This window comes from Aestuariimicrobium kwangyangense DSM 21549, assembly GCF_000421525.1.
GTDB lineage: Bacteria > Actinomycetota > Actinomycetes > Propionibacteriales > Propionibacteriaceae > Aestuariimicrobium > Aestuariimicrobium kwangyangense.
The window spans coordinates 704,586-724,225 of record NZ_ATXE01000001.1 but is presented as its reverse complement, the minus strand read 5'-3'; the positions used below and the strand labels follow the sequence as shown (position 1 = coordinate 724,225).

17 protein-coding genes are annotated in these 19,640 nt (G+C 69.2%); 6 read left to right on the top strand and 11 right to left on the bottom strand.

Annotated features, from left to right (window positions below):
• Window positions 1-368 precede the first annotated feature (368 nt).
• The 5 genes from H507_RS0103175 to H507_RS0103155 all read right to left on the bottom strand — a co-directional run bounded on the left by H507_RS0103175 (window position 369) and on the right by H507_RS0103155 (window position 3,665).
• Complete coding sequence (locus tag H507_RS0103175; protein ID WP_157438866.1) at window positions 369-1,199, bottom strand: hypothetical protein; 831 nt, start codon at window positions 1,197-1,199, stop codon at window positions 369-371.
• Window positions 1,200-1,299: 100 nt separating this feature from the next.
• Window positions 1,300-1,959: a LamG domain-containing protein gene (locus tag H507_RS0103170; protein ID WP_022909278.1), complete on the bottom strand. Its 660-nt coding sequence runs from the start codon at window positions 1,957-1,959 to the stop codon at window positions 1,300-1,302.
• Window positions 1,949-2,131: a hypothetical protein gene (locus tag H507_RS0103165; RefSeq protein WP_022909277.1), complete on the bottom strand. Its 183-nt coding sequence runs from the start codon at window positions 2,129-2,131 to the stop codon at window positions 1,949-1,951. The genes H507_RS0103170 and H507_RS0103165 overlap by 11 nt, the downstream gene beginning before the upstream one ends.
• Window positions 2,128-3,132: a zinc-binding alcohol dehydrogenase family protein gene (locus tag H507_RS18185; RefSeq protein ID WP_026377697.1), complete on the bottom strand. Its 1,005-nt coding sequence runs from the start codon at window positions 3,130-3,132 to the stop codon at window positions 2,128-2,130. Before H507_RS18185 ends, H507_RS0103165 begins: the two co-directional genes overlap by 4 nt.
• Window positions 3,129-3,665, bottom strand: coding sequence for a PadR family transcriptional regulator (locus H507_RS0103155; protein WP_022909275.1), 537 nt, complete (start codon window positions 3,663-3,665; stop codon window positions 3,129-3,131). The genes H507_RS18185 and H507_RS0103155 overlap by 4 nt, the downstream gene beginning before the upstream one ends.
• Before the next feature lie 102 nt (window positions 3,666-3,767).
• On the opposite strand from H507_RS0103155, the gene H507_RS0103150 reads away from it, so the two are divergent.
• The 4 genes from H507_RS0103150 to H507_RS0103135 all read left to right on the top strand — a co-directional run bounded on the left by H507_RS0103150 (window position 3,768) and on the right by H507_RS0103135 (window position 8,409).
• Complete coding sequence (locus H507_RS0103150; RefSeq protein WP_022909274.1) at window positions 3,768-4,754, top strand: alpha/beta hydrolase; 987 nt, start codon at window positions 3,768-3,770, stop codon at window positions 4,752-4,754.
• On the top strand, window positions 4,751-6,166 hold the full coding sequence (locus tag H507_RS0103145; RefSeq protein ID WP_022909273.1) for a hypothetical protein: 1,416 nt from the start codon (window positions 4,751-4,753) through the stop codon (window positions 6,164-6,166). Before H507_RS0103150 ends, H507_RS0103145 begins: the two co-directional genes overlap by 4 nt.
• Window positions 6,163-6,819 carry a DUF6320 domain-containing protein gene (locus H507_RS0103140; RefSeq protein WP_022909272.1) on the top strand — a complete coding sequence of 219 codons (657 nt, stop codon included), beginning with the start codon at window positions 6,163-6,165 and terminating at the stop codon, window positions 6,817-6,819. The genes H507_RS0103145 and H507_RS0103140 overlap by 4 nt, the downstream gene beginning before the upstream one ends.
• A gap of 165 nt (window positions 6,820-6,984) precedes the next feature.
• Window positions 6,985-8,409, top strand: coding sequence for a sugar nucleotide-binding protein (locus H507_RS0103135; protein ID WP_026377695.1), 1,425 nt, complete (start codon window positions 6,985-6,987; stop codon window positions 8,407-8,409).
• Here H507_RS0103135 and H507_RS0103130 read toward each other — a convergent pair.
• The 3 genes from H507_RS0103130 to H507_RS0103120 are packed head-to-tail and all read right to left on the bottom strand — an operon-like array spanning window position 8,384 to window position 12,420.
• A complete protein-coding gene (locus tag H507_RS0103130; RefSeq protein ID WP_022909270.1) occupies window positions 8,384-9,346 on the bottom strand; it encodes a DUF1648 domain-containing protein in 963 nt (320 codons plus the stop codon). The two genes, H507_RS0103135 and H507_RS0103130, sit on opposite strands and share 26 nt — an antisense overlap.
• On the bottom strand, window positions 9,346-11,085 hold the full coding sequence (murJ, locus tag H507_RS14400; protein ID WP_022909269.1) for a murein biosynthesis integral membrane protein MurJ: 1,740 nt from the start codon (window positions 11,083-11,085) through the stop codon (window positions 9,346-9,348). The genes H507_RS0103130 and murJ overlap by 1 nt, the downstream gene beginning before the upstream one ends.
• A gap of 54 nt (window positions 11,086-11,139) precedes the next feature.
• Complete coding sequence (locus H507_RS0103120; protein ID WP_022909268.1) at window positions 11,140-12,420, bottom strand: aspartate kinase; 1,281 nt, start codon at window positions 12,418-12,420, stop codon at window positions 11,140-11,142.
• Window positions 12,421-12,924: 504 nt separating this feature from the next.
• On the opposite strand from H507_RS0103120, the gene H507_RS14395 reads away from it, so the two are divergent.
• Entirely contained in the window at window positions 12,925-13,407 is a 483-nt protein-coding gene (locus H507_RS14395) for a DUF1707 SHOCT-like domain-containing protein (protein ID WP_022909267.1), read from the top strand.
• 26 nt (window positions 13,408-13,433) lie between these two features.
• Complete coding sequence (locus tag H507_RS0103110; RefSeq protein WP_169512675.1) at window positions 13,434-14,456, top strand: Gfo/Idh/MocA family protein; 1,023 nt, start codon at window positions 13,434-13,436, stop codon at window positions 14,454-14,456.
• On the opposite strand, the gene ileS is transcribed toward H507_RS0103110, so the two are convergent.
• From ileS to H507_RS0103095, 3 genes are all read right to left on the bottom strand, one after another.
• Window positions 14,437-17,691 (bottom strand): isoleucine--tRNA ligase, encoded by a 3,255-nt coding sequence (ileS, locus tag H507_RS0103105; RefSeq protein WP_022909265.1) that lies wholly within the window; start codon window positions 17,689-17,691, stop codon window positions 14,437-14,439. The genes H507_RS0103110 and ileS overlap by 20 nt on opposite strands.
• 215 nt (window positions 17,692-17,906) lie before the next feature.
• Window positions 17,907-18,713 (bottom strand): tryptophan-rich sensory protein, encoded by an 807-nt coding sequence (locus H507_RS14390; RefSeq protein WP_040437388.1) that lies wholly within the window; start codon window positions 18,711-18,713, stop codon window positions 17,907-17,909.
• A complete protein-coding gene (locus H507_RS0103095; RefSeq protein WP_026377692.1) occupies window positions 18,710-19,639 on the bottom strand; it encodes an NAD(P)H-binding protein in 930 nt (309 codons plus the stop codon). The genes H507_RS14390 and H507_RS0103095 overlap by 4 nt, the downstream gene beginning before the upstream one ends.
• Window position 19,640 lies beyond the last annotated feature (1 nt).

Below are 19,640 nucleotides of genomic sequence, written 5' to 3'. Positions count from 1 at the left end.
CACGATCCAGAATGCCCTTGGCGCTCGGCGGCCGGTTCGGTTCCCGGGCACGGCCTCTCGTCCCAGCACGATCGTATGGCCGGTGTCCTCACGGCGGGCCAGGTCGGGCTGGACGGGCGGCGCGAATGGCGGCCGCCACGCAGCTGCGGTTGACCCACCCGCAGTGACGGGCTGCCGCGCACGTGCCCTCGTCCCGTGCGTGTTGCCCGCGTCCGGCGCAGTTGCCCTGCTCCTGGTTGGGGGCAGGTGTGCGCTTCGCGGGCAGGTAGTGCAGGACTGGGGCAGGTGTGCGCTTCGCGGGCAGGCAGCGCAGGACGAGGGTAGGTGTGTGTTTCGAGGGCAGCCCCGCACCGCCGCGTCCCCTGCGATCACGCGAGGGACATCGACTCCGACGAGGACGGCTTGCTCCCGAGCAACCACGCGAGTGCCGCGAGGCTCACGAGCACGACCACCGACACCATCAGCGCGGGGGCCAGCACGGACGGGAAGCCCGCCGCGGCCATCCATCCCATGGCGGCGACGATGCTGGCGCCCATGAGCGCCGAGAAGCACAGCCAGGGCGCCGCCCAGAAGAGTCCGTGGTGACGCCCTTGAAGGGTCGCGACTCCTGCGACGACCAGGGCGGGCAGAACCACGGAGAGGTCGATGACGTGAACAGGGTTCACCATCAGGCCTGCCTCCTGGAGCGTTGCCGGCACCGTCCCCGACAGCAGTGCTGGCACCAGGTCGCTGAGCCACAGCAACGCGAAGACCACCCCGATCGCGATCAGGGTGACAGCGGGGAAACTCCGTCGTCCGCGGCTCGGGAGGACCGTGTCGCCCCCAAGTCCCGGCACGGTGACGATGACCCCCCACGAGCACACACCCAGGATCGCCACGTAGACGAGGAACAGCGCGTTCAGGTGAACCGCGAAGCCATAGACCATGTACGCGTAGATCAGGTAGAGCATGGCTCCGAGCCAGATCGACGCAGCCCTCGCGGACGCCCGGCGGTGATGGCGAAGTGCCGCCGCCAGCAGGACCACCACGGCGATGAGGTTCCCGACGTCCTGCCCCTTCGCCTGCAGCGCCCAGTTGCGGGTCTCATCCGCGTAGGGAGCTGGGTGGAACAAGCCCATCAGGCTGGCGAGAAGCACGAGAGGGACGATCACTGAGGTCCACACCACGGGTCGTGGTCTGCGCCCAACGCTGGGGGTCATGCGCGTCACGCTATCCGGCCGGTCCCGGGCGCTGTGGGCACCCCCGGCATTGTCGCGGCCGTGGCGGTAGGTGGTCCCGATGCGACCGCTTTGCTCTCCATCAATCGAGCACCGAGCCACTGACCACTCTCAGGTCCGCGAAGTAGGCCTCGGTGCCGATGTCGACGAACAGCCCCACTGCGCCCATCCCCCAACTCCCATGCGTCGTGACCTCGAGCACGGGGACCCCGTCAACGGTCACCCGACACCGCTCGCCTTGCACGTCCAGCCTCAGGTGCAGCCACTGGTCCGGTCCGATCTCGGCCCCGGCCTCGTAACGGCCGTCGGGGTAGGCCTCGCGCAGCCTGTCGAAGGTCCATTCGGGGTAGCTGAAGTGCTGCACGGCGCGACGGTCCCGAGGCGGGGGTGGGTTCGTCCGCAGACCGTTGAGCGGTCGCACGTAGACACAGTCGAAGTGATCACGCCGCGGACTGATCCGGTAGGCGACACCTGCGAAACCTCTCGCATAGTCGGGGGCCAACCGATGGAGACCACTGCGAATGTCGACCTCAATGGTGCCGTCGGCGAAAGCTACCGGCAATTCCAGGAAGGTCGGGGCATCGATGTAGTCCCTGCCAGGCACTCCGTGCAGGGAGACCTCATCCGTCAACGAGATCCGCAAGGCGCCGCGTCCCTCCACGGTCGCGGCGACGGCTGAGACTGAGTGCGCGCGGGCACCCTTGGGCACACCGTCGAGGCGGTGGACGAATTCACTGGTCATGGTTGCTCGTCCTCCGAGTCAGGAGCGTGAAGCTGGCCACACGAGGGGTGTACATGTCGGTGGCGAACGGAGGTACGGCCGTGTGTAGGGCGATGGTGCCGATCAGTGTGGCGGTGACCGGCACCAGACCCACCTGTGCCCGGTGGCCGGCCGGGACGACGTCGAGGCTCATCGGGGCAGGTCCTCGGTCCGGGTGACGACCACGAGTTTGCCGCGGGCCTGATTGGCCTCCATCACCTCGTGGGCCCGCCTGATCTCGTCGAGACCGAACACCTGCCCGAGGGGAAGCCGCACCCGACCGTCGGCGACATCGTCCAGGAAGTCCTGCAACACCTCTGCGGGCAGGTCGGCCGCGTCGCCGGAGTAGGCGGTGAGCCGCACCCCCGCCGGCAGGTAGTCGATGGGGTAGAAGTCGGGCACCGTCCACTGGTGGGAGAGCATGCCGGTGAAGCAGACCGTCCCGTGCACTGCGGTCGCCCGGAGGGTGTCGGGCAAAGTCCCGGTCCCCACCAGCTCGATGGCTCCGTCGACCCCCGCCGGAATGATCCGGCGAACCTGGTCGGAGACGTGGCCATCGTCCACCAGCACGTGGTCGACCCCCAAGCGGGTGAGCGACTCGGCCTTGCCCGGGTCGCGGGTGGTCGCGATCACCGTCAGCCCCCACCGGTGGGCCAGTACGGCCGCGGCCATCCCCACCGAGGACGTGCCGCCCCGCACCAGCAGGGTCTGGCCCGGACGCGCGTCGACACCCACCGTCAAGGAGCCATGGGCGGTCTGCAGCATCTCGGGGACAGCGCCCAGCACCGACCACGGCAGGGAGGATGAGAAGCCGATCACCTGGGAGACAGGGACGCAGGTGTACTCGGCGTAGCCCCCGTCGATCGTCCGGCCCATTCCGCCCATCATGGTGACCACCTGCTGGCCCGGTCTGAACTCCCCACCGGGAGCGGCCGCCACGACTCCGGTGGCCTCGATGCCCAGCACCCGGGGGTAGGTGACCGCGTCCCCCGAGAAGCCGAGCCGGGTCAACAGTTCGGAGCGGTTGAGCCCGAAGGCCATCACCCGGATCAGCACCTCACCGGCCCGCGGGGAGGGGATCGGGAGGTCGCGCACCTCAAGGTTCGACACCGGCCCGGGGGCGGTGAGCACGACTGCTCGCATCAACTCGTTCAAGGGGCGACCCTTCCGCTGGATCCCTCCAGCATCTCGGTGAGCCACGCGCGTTCGGCGCGGCTGGTGGCCCGGGCAGAGACCAGGATCCCCCGCCGGTACGGGTCGTCGAGTTCGTCGGCCCGGAGAGGATGATCCCCGTCGTAGAAGAAGCCAGCGGGCTCGGACAGGAATTGCAGCCGGCGGCGCAGCACCTCGTCGCGTTCGGTGGGCTCGGGCAGCAGTGACAGGAAGGCGAGCACCACCATGAAGCGGTGTCCGTCGGTGATGTCGTGGCCGTCGGCTTCCCGCAGCCGTTGCTGCAGGGAGTCGCGTCCCACCTCGGTCAGGCTCAACATCCGCTTGGCAGCGCCGGCCCGACCGGGAGCGGAGTCGGATCGGACGAGTCCCTGGGCCACCAGTCTTGAGATGGCGGGATACAGGGTGCCGTCACTGATCGCGCGGGCGTGCCCGTGCAACTGCTCCATCCGCTCCCGCAACCGGTAGCCGTGAAGCGGGCCCTCGGCGAGGAACCCGAGGATCATCAACTCGATCACGGTCGCATCCTATACCTCGAATCGATGCATTTCGGAGCCAGGGGGGCCTCCCTCCCGCCGCGCCCGACGTACGAGCGAGCACCCACCTCGTAGGGTGGCGTCATGCCCACCGACGAGCCCGACCCACCGATCAACCCGGTGGTCAGCGCCGTCCTGGGACTCTTCGCCGCCCCGCGGCTCAACATGCGTGAGGACTACCGCCGCGTGCGGCTCGTCCAGCGACTGGCGGCCGGGCCGACGGGACGGTTCCACACCCTCGACCAGTCCATCCGGGCCACAGACGGCCACGAGATCCCGGTGCGGGTGTTCCTGCCCAAGCAGCGCACCCACGATGACGTGCTCGTCTTCTTCCACGGGGGCGGTTGGGTGGTCGGCAACATCGACAGCTACACCCCCGCCTGTGCGGCCCTGGCCGATGCGACCGGGCGGCTGGTGCTCTCGGTTGACTACCGACTCGCCCCCGAACACCCCTTCCCGCACGGGTTCGAGGACTGCCTCCGCGTGACCGACGTGCTGGCTCGTTCACCCCAGACCCTCGATCTTGACGACGCCGGCGGCATCACGCTGATCGGCGACTCCGCGGGCGGCAACCTCGCGGCGGCCGTCAGCCTGCGGTTGGCGGAGCGCGGGTGCCCGATGCCCAGCCGCCAGATCCTGTTGTACCCGGCGACCTGGTACGACCACGACCCGCTCACCTCACCCTACGAGTCGGTGCGCACCTACGGCAGCGGGCTTCGCCTCACCTCGACCGAACTGCACGACTACATGGCCCTGTACCAACCCGACCCAGAGGCCCGCCGCACCCCGCTGATCGCTCCCCTGCTGGCCAGCGACCTGAGCGGGCAACCGTCCACCCTGGTGGTGACGGCCGAACTCGACCTGCTGCGGGATGAGGGCGAGGCCTACGCCCAGCGCCTTCAGGAGGCCGGCACCTTCGTCCGACTCGAACGGCTCCCGGGTGCCCTGCACGGGTTCATGACACTGCCGCGGTTCGCCCGTCCGGTCGTGCGGCTGCACGAACTGGTCAACGAGTTCCTCGACGAGACCGACCACGCTCCCCGCGTCACCGAGCACCGGAGCGTGCCGTGAGTGATCGTCGCGCGTGGGTGCGTCTCGACAACGCCTCGAACATCTTCCTGGCCGCCATGAGCGATGTCGACACGAAGGTCTTCCGGGTCAGCGCTGAACTCGACGACGTCGTCGACCCGGCGCTGCTGCAGCAGGCCCTCGAGATCGTCTACGACCAGTACGTGCTCTACCACTCCGTGCTGCGGCGAGGCGTGTTCTGGTACTACCTCGAGGAGAGTGAACTGCGCCCCGAGGTCACCGACGACGTCCTGCCACCCTGCGACCACCTGTACCACTTCGACCGTCACAACCTGCTGTTCCGGGTGATGCACCACGACCGGCGGATCATCCTCGAGGTGCTGCACGCCCTCACCGACGGCACCGGCGCCTCCTGGGTGCTGCACGACCTGGTCTGCGAGTACGTACGGCTGCGACACCCCGAGGAATGGGGCGAGAGCCCGCTCGACGGCGCGCAGCCCGGAGCGCCGGCCCTGCCCACCCGCGTGAAGCACGGCCTCGACCCCGACAGCTTCGGCGCCTTCCACCCGCGCCAACCCCGGCAGTTCGCCGTCGCAGCCGAACCCGCCCCACTGCAGGCCGAGGGCGCGGTCGAGGGTTCCGCCCCGGCCGCGGTCGCCGCCGCCACGCCACCGCGCCACCTGGTGGCCCATGACCTCTTTCGCCGCGGTCGTCGACGGGTCCATCGGGTGCGCGGGCACCTCAACCCCGACCACCGCACCCGCATCATCGAACTCACCATGCCCGTCGGCCAGGTGCTGCCCCTGGCCCGAGCCCAGGGGGTGTCGCTGACGGTCTACCTGACGGCCCTGTTCCTGCACGCCATCCGAGACGTGGACGCCGAGACGGCGGCCGGTCGGACGATGGCCGTGTCGGTGCCGGTCGACCTGCGCCAACGCTTCGGGTCGCGGTCGGCGCGCAACTTCTTCGCCACCACCCGGCTGGAGCACTGCCAGAGTGATGACAGCTTCGACGCCATGTGCACCTCGCTCGCCCGCCAACTCGCCGAGCAGACCACGCCCGCCGCGCTCGAGGCGAAGCTGCGCAAGCTGATCGGGTTCGAACACCATCCGATCGGACGAGTGCTGCCGCGCCCCCTCAAGGACCTGGTGTTGGGAGCGGTGAACCGGCTCAACAACCGCAACCTGACGGTGGCGATGACCAACATCGGACGGGTCAGCTTCCCCGACCCCGTCGACGCCCACGTGGGTGCCGTGCACCTGGCGGTGTCGGCGGCCCGTCCGCAGTTCTCGATGGCGAGTCACGGCGACCTGCTGACGGTCGACTTCACCTCGCCCTTCACCGAGACCGCGCACCAGACAGCCTTCGTCCGCGAACTGACCGAGCGCGGGGTGCAGGTGACCGTGGCAGCGGTGAAGGTCACCGCCGATGAACTGGCCGCGGTGGCCCCATGAGCCGCTGCCCCGCCTGCCGGGTCGACGTGAGGGGTGGGTGGACGACCTGCCCGCTCTGCCGCGGACCGATCGTCGGCGAGGGTGCCCCGGCACCCGCCCCGTGGCCGGACGTGCCGCTGCGCTTCGACAGGCGGGTGTGGTTGAAGGTGGTCGGGCTGGTCTCGTTGGTCGTCATCGCGGGCACCCTGGGCACGGTCGTGTTCATCCCCGTGCCGTGGGTGCGGCTGATGGTCATGGGCCTCGCCGCCCTGTGGCTGGTTGCCCTGATCACGGTGCGCAAACGACGCAACGTCGCCAAGACGATCGTCTACCTGGTGGTTGCTGCCTGTGGCCTGTGCGTCTACGCCGACTTCATGAGCGGGTGGCGCGCCTGGTCGACCACCTTCGTCATCCCGATCATCTGCGCGGTCTCGATCATCGCCCTGCTCGTGGCCGTCCGGATCGCCAGGATGCGCCCGGCGGACTACCTCGTGTACTCGTGGCTGACACTGCTGTTCAGCGTGGTGCCCGCCCTCTTCCTCGCCTTCGGCTGGGTGCACCACACCCTGCCCTCGTGGATCTCGGTCGCCATGGGATTCCTGATGCTGGTGTGGATGCAGGTCTTCCACGGGGCAGACATCCAGCACGAGGTGCGCAAGCGCCTGCACGTGTGACCCCGTCCGGGCCCGGGCAGGGATGCTGGCCGTCGCTCACCCACGGCGCCCGGCCCGCACCCGCCCGCACAGGCCGTAGGATCCCCTGAAGGTGGGCTGACCCGGCCGAGTGCGAGCAGACCATCCAGCACCCATCCCAGTGACCCGAAGGAACAGGCGACAGTGGTGACCCAGTTGACCATCGACCCGACCGCGATCCCGGGGCTGCTGGTGGTGAACCTGCCCGTGCACGGTGACGCCCGCGGCTGGTTCAAGGAGAACTGGCAGCGGCAGAAGATGACCGCACTCGGGCTGCCCGACTTCGGCCCGGTGCAGCAGAACGTGTCGTTCAATGCCTCCCGGGGCGCCACCCGCGGTGTGCACGCCGAACCGTGGGACAAGTTGGTCAGTGTCGCCACCGGTCGGGTCTTCGGCGCCTGGGTCGACCTGCGCCCCGGCGACCAGTTCGGCACCACGGTGACGGTGGAACTGGGCCCCGAGACCGCGATCTTCGTGCCGCGCGGCGTGGGCAACTCCTACCAGGCCCTCGAGGACGCAACCACCTACGCCTACCTGGTCAACGACCACTGGAGCGCCGAGGCACGCGAGCGCTACACCTACGTCAACCTGTTCGACCCCGACCTCGGCATCAACTGGCCGATCCCCCGCGAGCAGTGCGAGGTCTCGGCCGCGGATGCCAACCATCCGCCGCTGGCCGAGGTCACCCCGATGGCACCCCCAGCCGTCGACAGCCGGTCCACCGTCATCCTGGGTGCCGACGGTCAGGTCGGACGAGCGCTGGTGCGGCTGCTCCCCCACGCCACCGCCCTCACCCGCGATGACCTCGACCTGCTCGACCCGGCCGCGATCGACGCCTTCGACGTCACCGGGGTCGACACCATCATCAACGCGGCAGCCCACACCGCCGTCGACGATGCCGAGACCACCACCGGACGCCGCACCGCCTGGGCCCTCAACGCGACAGCCGTGGCCCACCTCGCCGGATTGTGCCGTCGGCACCGGCTCGGGTTCGTCCAGGTGTCGTCCGACTACGTCTTCGACGGCACCCACGAGGTGCACGAGGTGGACGAACCCTTCGCTCCCCTGGGGGTGTACGGGCAGACCAAGGCCGCGGGTGACCTGCTGGCCGCCACCGTCGACCGGCACTGGATCGTGCGCACCAGCTGGGTGATCGGGGAGGGCCGGAACTTCGTCGACACCATGGCCTCGCTGGCCGCACGCGGAGTGAGCCCCCGGGTGGTCGACGACCAGTTCGGACGACTCACCTTCGCCACCGACCTGGCAGCCGGGATCGTCCACCTGCTCACCTCACAGGCAGAGCCGGGGACCTACCACCTGACCAACTCCGGCCCCGTGACCAGTTGGGCCCAGATCGCCGCCCGGGTGTTCGAACTGTGTGGACGGGACCCGAAGGACGTCACCGGCGTCAGCACCGAGGAGTACACCGCCGGCACGGGGGCGGCGCCACGCCCCACCCACAGCACGCTGTCGCTCGAACGCCTCAGTGCGACCGGGTTCATGCCTGTGTCGGCCGACTCCCGCCTCGTGGAGCACCTCGAACGGATCAGCCCACCCGCACCCAGGAGTTGACTGCCGCCGCGCAGGCCTCCGGCTCGGTGACGGTGACGCAGACGGGCCGTCCACCGGCTCGTTGCACCCAGACCGCGGCTCCGCGGGAGGTGACCAGACCCAGGCCACGAGCCCCGAAGCGGATGCCCCAGCCGCCGAAGTCGCGCATGGGCTCCACGTGGTCGACCTCGGCCGACTCGATCTGCTCCAGGGGCACGTTCAGCCAGGTCAGGCGCCCGCCCGTGGCGCGCAGCCCCCGCTCGTCGACGGTGACCTCGCACTTCAGCATGGTCAACAGCAGCCCCATCACCAGCATCAGGATGAGCATGAACACCACCAGTCCCCAGACGCGGTAGACAGCGGCGTAGGCGAGCAGCACCGCGGTGGGAGCCATGCCAACCAACGGCAGCACGTAGACGGCCGTACCGGTACGCGTGAGTCCCGACCAGGGCATGGGGTGGACGCTGGCGTCCCCGGCTGCTGGGGTCGGGCGAGCCGCCACGGGGTGGGGTCGGCGCCGGTCCAGTGCGCGCAGCACCACGGCCACCAGCACCCCCACCACCAGTCCCGCCACCAACGCGAACACCAGCTCGAAGCCCAGCCTGTGGTTGGGGTCACCGGCCTGGGTGACCAGCAGCCCGTTGCCCGACCCGGCCAGGAACACGGCCATCCCGCTGGCCGCCGACGGCACGGCGATGCGGTCGCGCATCACCACCGCGAGTCCGACCAGCAGGGCGGTCATCACCCCGGTCAGCACCGCGGTGGTGACCAGGGCCGACGTCAGCGAGGTCCAACGATCAGGTCGTCCGGCCACTCCCCAGTGCACCGCCACCCGGTCACCCAATGAGTCGCGCACCGACCAGGCCCACGCGCTGGTGACGCCGAGCACCAGCAGTGCGGTGACCACGGGGACGGCCACCGCGAGGGCGGCCCCGCCCGGGCGGGCGGTTGCAGACATCAGGACTCCTGGGAAGAAGGGCGAATGAACGGGAGGCGCCGCAGCACGGGACGAACGAAGTCGTCGACCTCGGTGATGTGGAAGAGCCTGGCCAATGCCAGGTAGGCCAGGACGAAGACCAGCCCCGCCACGGCCAGGCGCAGGCCCTGGACCAGCAACCCACTGCCCAGCACCCCCAAGGCCGTCGACACTCCCCAACACATCAGCCCAGCGCAGGCGGAGACGAACCCGACCCTGACGTAGAGCCGCAGGGTCTCGGCCAGGCCGAGGTGGCCGAGGTCACGCCGGGCCACCAGCACGAACACCAGTCCGGTGACGATGTTGGCGACCGACATGCCGAGTCCCGTCACCGCCACGGCCCAGCCGACCGGCACCAGGAAGGCGGCGGCGGCGAAGCCCACCTGAACGGTCGTGAGCAGGGCCTGCAGCCACAGGTTCTTGCGTCCCTCCTCGCGGGCGAAGCAGTACCGCTGCTGCAGGGTCGTCACCCCGAAGGCCATCGTCCCGATCGCCATCGCGGTCAGGATCCACGCCTCCTGTTGCGCCTCCCCCGGCGTCAACCGGGGGAAGAGCACCCGGAAGATCGGCAGGGCGAGGGCGATCATGCCGGCGCTCATCGGCAGCACGGCGACCGCGGGAAGTTCGAGCCCTTGGCGCACCAGACGTCGCTGTGCGGTCAGGTCGTCGGCCTGGTGGGCCCTGGTCATGCGGGGGAACAGGGCCGTCAGGATCGAGGTGGTGACGAAACTGTGGGGCAGCATGAAGATCAGGAAGGCGTTGTCGCGTGCGATCACACCCGGCACGCCGCCGTTGTCGCCGCGCACCGTGGTGATCACCCACTGCACGACGAACCCGCCCAGTTGCGCGAGCACGAGTGCGGTGAAGGTCCACCCGAGCATCTTGGACGCGGATCCGAATCCTCGTCCGCGCACGCCGAAGCGGGGACGGTACCGGAAGCCACCACGGACCAGCGGTGGGATGAGCGCGAGCCCCTGCACCACGATGCCCAGGGTGGTGGTGCCGGCCAGCACGCCGACCATCGGCCAGGTCCAGGCGGCGTTGCTCCCCTGCCTGCCCCACACCGCGAGGAAGTAGACCAGCCCGCCGATCTGCACCACGTTCGCGAGCACGGGTGTCCACATGAAGGCAGCGAATTGGTTCCGGGCGTTGAGCACCTGGCCGAGCACGGCGTACAGGCCGTAGAAGGCGATCTGTGGCAGACAGACGAACCCGAACATGACCGCCAACCGGTACTGCTCGGGGGGAAGGTTCGAGGTGGCGCGCACCAACAGCGGGGTCAGAGCGGTCGCGACCACGGCGGCCGCCACCACCAACAACAGCGAGGCGGTGATCAGGCGGTCGACGAAGTCGCGTCCACCGTCGGGGTTCTTCATCGCCTTGGTGATCTGCGGGATCAGCACGGCGTTCAGCACGCCCGCCGACAGCAGGATGTAGATGTAGTTGGGCAGGGTGTTGGCGATGGCGAAGGCGTCGGCGCCCAGTGAGATGCCCACGCACGCGGCCAACAGCGAGGCCCTGACCATGCCCAGCACCCTGCTGACCAGGGTGCCCGCCGCCATCAGCGCGGAGCTACGTCCGATCGAGGGCTCCTCGGGTGCCGCCGGTTCGGCTCCGCGAAGAGGCGCCGCTCCGGTCTCACCACTCACCTCGGGGGCCGCGTCCGGCAGCTCGAAACCACGCTGAGGACGAGCACCCGCTTCGACCCCTGGATCAGACATGCCGCAAGGCTAGCGGTCGCGCTGCACCCACCGAGACGTCGAAGGCGGTCGGGCTCAGCGACCGGTGCCGGCGTAGACCACGGCCTCGCCGTCGGCGTCCAGACCGAACGCGGTGTGGGCGGCGCGCACGGCGTCGTCGACCCGTTCGGCGGCCACGACCACCGAGATGCGGATCTCGGAGGTGGAGATCATCTGGATGTTGATGCCCTCGGCGGCCAGGGCCGAGAAGAACCGGGCCGTCACGCCGGGGTTGGAGCGCATGCCGACGCCGATCACCGAGACCTTGCCGATGCCGTCGTCGAACAACACGTCGGTGAAGTCGATCTCGGACTGGGCGGCGCGCAGGGCATCGATGGCCTTGCGACCGTCATTGGAGGGAAGGGTGAACGAGACCTCGGTGCGGTTCGACGAGATGTCCGAGACGTTCTGCACGATCATGTCGACGTTGATGTTCGCGCGGGCGATCACGTCGAAGATGCGGGCTGCCTGACCCACCTGGTCGGGCACACCCACGACGGTGATCTTGGCCTCGCTGCGGTCATGCGCGACACCCGAGATGATGGTCTGCTCCATGGCGTTGTCCTCGTCCTTCTTGATGTCGTTGGCGTCCTTGACCCAGGTTCCCGGCTTGTCCGAGAAGGACGAGCGGACGTGCACCGGCACGTTCTCGCGGCGCGCGTACTCCACGCACCGAAGATGCAGGATCTTGGCACCGTTCGCGGCCATCTCGAGCATCTCCTCGTAGCTGATCTCGGGGATGCGCTGGGCGCCCTTGACGATGCGCGGGTCGGCCGTGAACACGCCGTCGACGTCGGAGTAGATCTCGCAGTACTGGGCCTGCAGCGCAGCGGCGAGTGCGACCGCCGTGGTGTCGGATGCGCCTCGTCCGAGAGTGGTGACGTCCTTCGAGTCCTGGCTGACACCCTGGAAGCCGGCCACGATGACGATGTTGTCGTCGACGAGAGCGTCCTCGATGCGGCCGGGGGTGATCTTGGTGATGCGGGCATCGCCGTGCGTGCCGGTGGTGATCACACCGGCCTGGGAACCGGTGTAGCTCTTCGCCTTCATGCCCAGATCGGACAGCGCCATCGCCAACAACGCGGCCGACTGCCTCTCCCCGGTGGTCAGCAACATGTCGAGCTCGCGGGGATGCGGCTGCGGCGACACCTGCAGGGCGAGGTCCATCAGCTCGTCGGTGGTGTCGCCCATGGCCGAGATGACGATGACGACCTCGTTGCCGGCACGCTTGGTCGCGCTGATGCGCCGGGCCACGCGCTTGATCGATTCCGCGTCCGCGACAGACGATCCACCGAACTTCTGGACGACTCGAGCCATCACACCTCCTGGGTCGCCGACCACTGTAGTCATCGCCGCACGGTGACAGGTGCGGAGTCCGCCTGCGGTACGACCTCGGCGAAGGTCCGGCCGTCAGGGTGTGCTCGTTCGGTCGTCGTTTGTCGGCGCACCCTGTCCCGACGGCCCCAGCTGCCCTCGCTCCGTTCCCAGGTGCCCTCGTTCCGCTCCAGCTGCCCTCGTTCGCGCCACTTGCCCTATCCCTGAACGGGGGCAACTGCACCGGGCGAGGGCAACTGGTCCGGTGAGGGGGCACCTGCACCGTACGAGGGCAACTGGTGCGGCGAGGGGGCACCTGGACCGGACGAGGGCAACTGGTGCGGCGAGGGGGCAATTGCACCGGATGAGGGCAGGTGCACCAGATGGAGCAGGTGGTCGGCCACGGCTGGGGAGCAGACGGACGCCAACCCGTCACGCGCGTCCCCGAGCCGTCCCCGAGCAGGTGCCCGTGCGCTGCCGAACGACGCAGGTGACTAGGCTGCACTCATGTCAGACGTGCCGCAGCGAATCGGCGATGCCGAGCGTGATCGGGCCGTGCAGGAGTTGCAGGCCCACCACGCGGCGGGTCGACTCGATCTCGCGGAGTTCGACGAGCGCATGCAGGCAGCCCTCCAGGCCCGCACGAACGCTGACCTGGTCCCCTTGTTCCGAGACCTGCCGAGCACCGAATTCTCCGCCCGGACCCTCGCCGTGCCGAGTGCTCCCTCCGGAGCACCGGCCCCGGTGGCCAGGTCTGCCGAGACCTCGCTGCAGCGTGCGGCCAAGGTGGTGGTGGGGCTGATGTGGCCGCTGGCGCTGGTCATCAACTTCGCCTTCGGGTGGGAGTGGTGGTGGCTGTTCATCGTTCCCGCCTTCGCGGCGCCCGCGATCCTGAACGCCGTCGGGCTCGAGTCCGGGCGGCAGCGTCGGCAACGTCAGGCGGAACAGCGAGAGTTGGGCCGGGATCGGCGTAGGGAGGAATCCGAGTGACTGATGATCGAGGGACGGGCAACCGCGTGACTGAGCAGCCGAATGCCGAACAGCCGAATACCGAGCAGCGGGAGATCGGTTGGGGCATCGTCGGCCCGGGGCGCGTGAGTGCCACAGTGCTGAGCGACCTTCGCCTGGTCCCCGGCGTGCGAGTGGTGGGGGTGGCCTCGCGCAGCCTTGACCGTGCCCAGGCCTTCGCCGACGAACACGACCTGCCCCAGGCCTGCGACTCCGTCACCGCGTTGGCGTCGGACCCCGATGTCGACGTGGTCTACATCGGCACCCCCCATCCGGGCCACCGACGGGCGGCCCTCGAGGCCATCGCGGCTGGTGCCGGGGTGGTCGTCGAGAAGGCGTTCGCGGCCACCTTCGCCGGTGCCGAGGAGGTCGTCCAGTCGGCCCAGAGTGCAGGGGTGTTCTGCATGGAGGCGATGTGGACCCGCTTCCATCCGGTGATCATGCAGGCCCACGCCCTCATCGACGCCGGCGACATCGGCGAACTGCGCAGCATCCAGGGCGACCTCTACGCGCTGCGGGAGTTCGACGCCGACGACCGACTGTTCAAGCCAGAACTGGGGGGCGGGGCCATGCTCGACCTCGGTCCGTACGCCCTGCACGTGGCCACCGACTTCCTGGGCCATGCCGAGTCGATCCACACCTGGGGATCGAAGCTGCCCAATGGTGTCGAGGGGCAGGCCACCATGGTGCTCGACCACGGCAACGGACGGCACTCGTCCCTGATGATCTCCCTGGCTGCGGCCGGCCCCGGACGGGTGATCCTGTGCGGCACCCGCGGCTTCATCGAGATCCTGCCCCGCTTCCACCACTCACCCGGGCTGGTGCTCAACCGCCCCGGTGAGCCCAGCCGCGAGTTCCCGGCGGAGGGTCTGATCGGCAAGGGCTACACCCACGAGTTCATCGCGGCCACCGAGGCCGTCCGCGCCGGCCGCACCGAGGTCGACCGGGTGCCGGTGGTCGACACCCTGCACGTGCAGTCGCTGATGCAACGGGCGCTGGACGACCTGGGCGTCACCCAGCGCGACGACTGACGCGAACCGTCAGGCCGAGATCGGGCTCCCGGGCCCACTCCTTGCCGACCTCGGCCAAGGACGGCTCGTCCACCTCGGTGATGCTGGTCGCGAGCACCTCGTCGGCGATCATCGCCTGGTGCTCGCGCACGGCAGCGGCCAGGTCGTCCGAGGATGCCGCCCAGTCCAGCGAGATCCTGTCGGAGACGTCGAGTCCCGAGGACTTGCGGGTCTCCTGCACGAAGCGGACGACCTCGCGGGCCAGTCCCGCCGCCACCAGGGCGGGGGTCAGCACGAGGTCGAGCGCGACGGTCTCGCCCTGTTCGTTGACGACCGACCACCCTTCGCGCGGACGCTCGGAGATCAGCACCTCCTCGCTTGTGACCTGGGTGCCTCCGGCGTAGTCGACGGTGGCCACCCCATCGGCGGCCAGGGCAGCCGCCAGGGCAGCCGCGTCGGCGTCCGCGATGGCCTGGGCCACCTGCGGGGTCTGCTTGCCGAACCTCTTGCCGAGGGCGCGGAAGTTGCCCTTGGCCGAGTGGTCGACCAGGTCTCCGGCCGAGGCGAAGGACTCGACCGCCTGCACGTTCAGTTCGGCCTTGATCTCAGCGAGCAGGGCTTCGTCGAGGTGACGATGCGCCTGCGAGGGGATCAGGATCCGCGACAACGGCTGGCGGGTCTTCATCTTCGACTCGGCTCGCGCCGACCGGCCCAACTCGACCATCCTGCGGGTGGTCAGCATGGCACGGTCGAGGGACTCGTCGACCAGGCCCGGGTCGGCGACGGGCCACGTCGACAGGTGCACCGAGGCGGGCGCCGACGGGTCGGTGGCCACCACCAGGTCCTGCCAGACCCGCTCGGTCACGAACGGCATCATCGGTGCCATCAGCTGGGTGAGCGTCACCAGCACCCGGTGCAGGGTCGACAGCGCACCCGGTTCGCCGTCCCAGAAGCGGCGGCGGGAGCGGCGGACGTACCAGTTCGACAGCACGTCGATGAACTCCGACAGGGCTGCGCCGGCACCCTGGGTGTCGAAGTCCTCGAGTCGGGCGGTGACCTCTCCGACCAACTGGTTCAGCGAGGAGGTCAACCACCGGTCGAGCACATGGGTCGGTTCGACCAGGCCGTCGGCCGGTGACCAGTGGTTGGCGCGGGCGTACAGGGCCTGGAAGGCAACCGTGTTCCAGTAGGTCAACAGCACCTTGCGGACGACCTCCTGCAGGGCGGTGTGACCGACCCGGCGGGCCCCCCACGGTGACCCGGAGGCTGCCATGAACCAGCGCACCGCGTCGGCACCGTGCTCGTCCATCAGTGGGATGGGCAGCAGGATGTTGCCCAGGTGCTTCGACATCTTCTTGCCGTCCTCGGCGAGGATGTGACCCAGGCACAGCACGTTCTTGTAGGAGCTCTCGTCGAACACGAGGGTTCCGATCGCCATCAGCGTGTAGAACCAGCCGCGGGTCTGGTCGATGGCCTCGCAGATGAAGTCGGCGGGGTAGGCCTTCTGGAAGGCCTCGACCGAACCGGTCGCGTGCGGGTAGCCCAACTGGGCGAAGGGCATCGACCCGGAGTCGAACCAGGCGTCGATCACCTCGGGCACCCGACGATAGGTGCCCGGCTCCCCCGGCTTGGTGAACGTGACGTCGTCCACGAAGGGACGGTGCGGGTCGAGCCCCGACTGGTCGAGGCCGGTCAGCTCCGACAGTTCGGCCAGGGAGCCGACACAGACCAGCTTCGACGGGTCGGCATCGTTGCGCCAGATCGGCAGCGGGGTGCCCCAGTACCGGTTGCGGGACAGGGCCCAGTCGATGTTGTTGTCGAGCCAGTCACCGTAGCGGCCGTGCTTGATGTTGTCGGGGTACCAGGTGGTCTTCTCGTTCTCGCGCAGCAACTCCTCGCGGCGCTGGGTGGTGCGGATGTACCAGGACGGCTGTGCGTAGTAGAGCAGGGCCGTGTGGCAGCGCCAGCAGTGGGGGTAGCTGTGCTCGTAGTCGACCTTCTTGAACAGACGACCGCGCTCGGCCAGGTCGGTGACCAGCAACGGGTCGGCGGTCTTGAAGAACACCCCACCGACCACCGGCATGCCGGCCTCGAAGGTCCCGTCGGGACGAACCGGGTTGACCATCGGCAATCCGTAGGCGCGGCAGACGGCCATGTCGTCGGCTCCGAAGGCCGGCGACTGGTGCACCAGACCGGTGCCGTCCTCGGTGGTGACGTAGTCGGCCAGCACGACGAAGTGGCTGCGGGTGCCGACCGCCTCGCGTCCGGGCGGGCCGACCAGGTCGCTCTCGGGGAACTCGACCAGGTCGAAGACGCGGTCGTAGGTCCAGTACTCCATCTCGGAGCCGAGGAAACGCTGGGTGACCTGCCAGGGTTCCCCCTCGGCGACCGTGCCCAGGTTCTTCTCGAACAGCGGCTCGGCGACCACCAAGGTCTGCTCACCGTTCGTGGCGGCGACGTAGGTCACCCCGGGATGCACCGCCACGGCGGTGTTGGAGGGCAGCGTCCAGGGGGTGGTGGTCCACACCAGCAGCGACGCCTGACCGGCCAACGGGCCCGACGTCAGGGGCATGGTGACGTAGACCGAGGGGTCGACGACATCCTCGTAGCCCTGCGCCAGTTCGTGGTCGGACAACGTGGTCTCGTCGCGTGGGCACCACGGCGCCACCCGGAAGTCCTCGACCAGCAGCCCCGACTCGAAGATCTGCTTGAGGGCCCACCAGACGCTCTGCACGTACTCGGGAGACATCGTCCAGTAGGCCTGGTCCATGTTGACCCAGTAGCCCATCCGCTGGGTCAGCTTGGCGAACTCACCGACGTGACGGCCGACGGACTCGCGACACCTCTGGTTGAAGGCCTCGATGCCGTAGGTCTCGATGTCGGCGCGGCCGTCGAATCCCAGTTCCTTCTCGACTGCGAGTTCGACGGGGAGCCCGTGGCAGTCCCAGCCGGCACGGCGCTCGACGTGGAATCCCTGCATGGTCTTGAAGCGGGGGAAGACGTCCTTGAAGACACGCGCCTCGACGTGGTGGGTACCGGGCTGGCCGTTGGCGGTGGGGGGTCCCTCGTAGAAGGTCCAGGCGGGACCCTGCGCGGTCTGCGCGAGCGACTCGTCGAAGGTGCCCTGTCGTGACCACAGCTCGAGCACCTGCCGGTCGATCTCGGGCAGGTCGACGCTGGCTGGCACGGGGCGGTAGGTGGTGCCGCCCTGCTGCTGGGCGTCGCTCGGCGCGGCCGGGGAGGTCTCGGTGCTCATGGTTCCCTCGTCTGTGTTCACGGACGAAGGGACGAGAACCCGCTCACGCGGACCCCGCGGTACCACCCTCCTTGGCGCGCTCCCCGTCTGCACGAGGTCACGCACCCACTCATCGCCGCCACTGCCGGTTCTAGTGAGGCACTCCCGCAGGAGGGCCCGTTCTTCCGGCGGCTCCGGGGTGATGGCCCCATCCCAGCCGTGTGGACGGACAGATTCTAGTTCGCCGCGACGGCGCCATCCAACTCGTTTGAACCGCGCAGCGACTCGGCGCGCCACCACAGGCGCAGGAAGGCGGCGAGCACCACCAGCGCACTGAGGGCCGCGACGACCCCCACGACCGTGTTGTGGGGGCCGACGGCCAGTCGTCCGTGGGCGATCCAGCCCAGCCCCCAGACCATGGCGGCAGCGACCCCGCCGGCACCCCGGTAGACGCGCGAGAAGGTGACACCGAGGGCTGCGGCGACGACCAGCACCACGACCGCGGCCACCGTGTTTCCGACCCGGCCCAGATTCGCGCCGGAGGCGACGGCCGCGGCGGTGACATTGGCGCACGTGGCCACGGTGACCCACCCCAGGTACAGCCCGAAGGTTCCGTCGAGCAGCAATGCCTCGAGGGTTCCCGCGGGACGACGCACCATGAGTCTGCGCATCAGCAGTCCCAGGACCAGGGCCAACGCGGCGATGTCGACCACACTGAGCCAGAGCCCACCCGCCTGGGTGATGGCCAGCCAGGCCCCGTTCAGCACCATGGACGCCGCGGGCAACCAGCCCAGGCTCGCCGCCCGGCGGGACCGGCCACCACTGGGGGTCCACACCCAGACGACGTAGGCCACCAGCAGCAGGTAGATCACCGACCAGATCGAGAACGCGGTGGTCGACGGCGCCAGCAGGGTCGCCTCGGCCGACAGCGCTCCCCCATTGGTCTGGTTGACCGGGCTGCCCAGCAGCCCGAAGCCCCACAGGGTTCCGACCATCATCAGCAGCAGGGCTGCGGTGTCGACCAGTCGACGCGTCGTGTTCATTGCTCGTCCTTCTTCCCGGAGTGGCTCTCGTCCAGCGCTCGCCTGACGGCATCGTCGAATCCCAAGATCCCGCCCGGGGGCGCTCCCAGCAGGGAGTCCGCGTCGTCCTCGTGCGCCACGGCCTCATGGATGAGGCTGCCCACCAGGGGCTTGGCCACGTCCGGGTCGACGGGCGTCACCAGGCCCACCCAGTGGGAGGCGAGCCACGGCGTCAGCACGGGCAGGGTGACCACGATCCGGCGACGCCTGCCGGTGACACGGGCGTACCGCTGCATCATCTCGGTGTAGGTCATCACGTCGGGCATGGCGATGTCGATGGTGCGGTTGACGTCGGGGGGCAGCGAGGCGGCTGCGGTGAGGTAGTGGATGACGTCGTCGAGGGCGATCGGCTGGATGCGGTTGCGCAGCCACTTGGGTCCAACCATCACCGGCAGCCGCTCGGTGAGGTAGCGCAACATCTCGAACGAGGCGGACTGGGCGCCGAGCACCACCCCCGCCTGCAGCACGGCGGTCGGGACCCCGGACCGCAGCAAGATGTCGCCCACCTCGACGCGCGATCCGAGGTGGTGCGACAGCTTGCCCCGCGGGTGCAGTCCGCTGAGGTACACGATGCGTTCCACCCCCGCGGCCTTCGCCCTTTCGGCGAACGACGTGGCCAACTCGCGGTCACGGCTCACGAAGTCGTGACCGGCGCTCATGGAGTGCACCAGGTAGTAGGCCACCCGACAGCCGGACAGTGCCTCGTCCAGCACCGAGGCGTCGGAGATGTCGCCGACCACCACCTCCACCCGGTCGCGCCAGTGCGCATCGATCCGCTCGGGGTGCCGGGCGAGCACGCGCACGTGCCAGCCGGCATCGAGCAGCGAGGACACCAGCGGTGTCCCGATGGCGCCGGTGGCGCCGGTGACGAGCACGGTCGAGGTCATC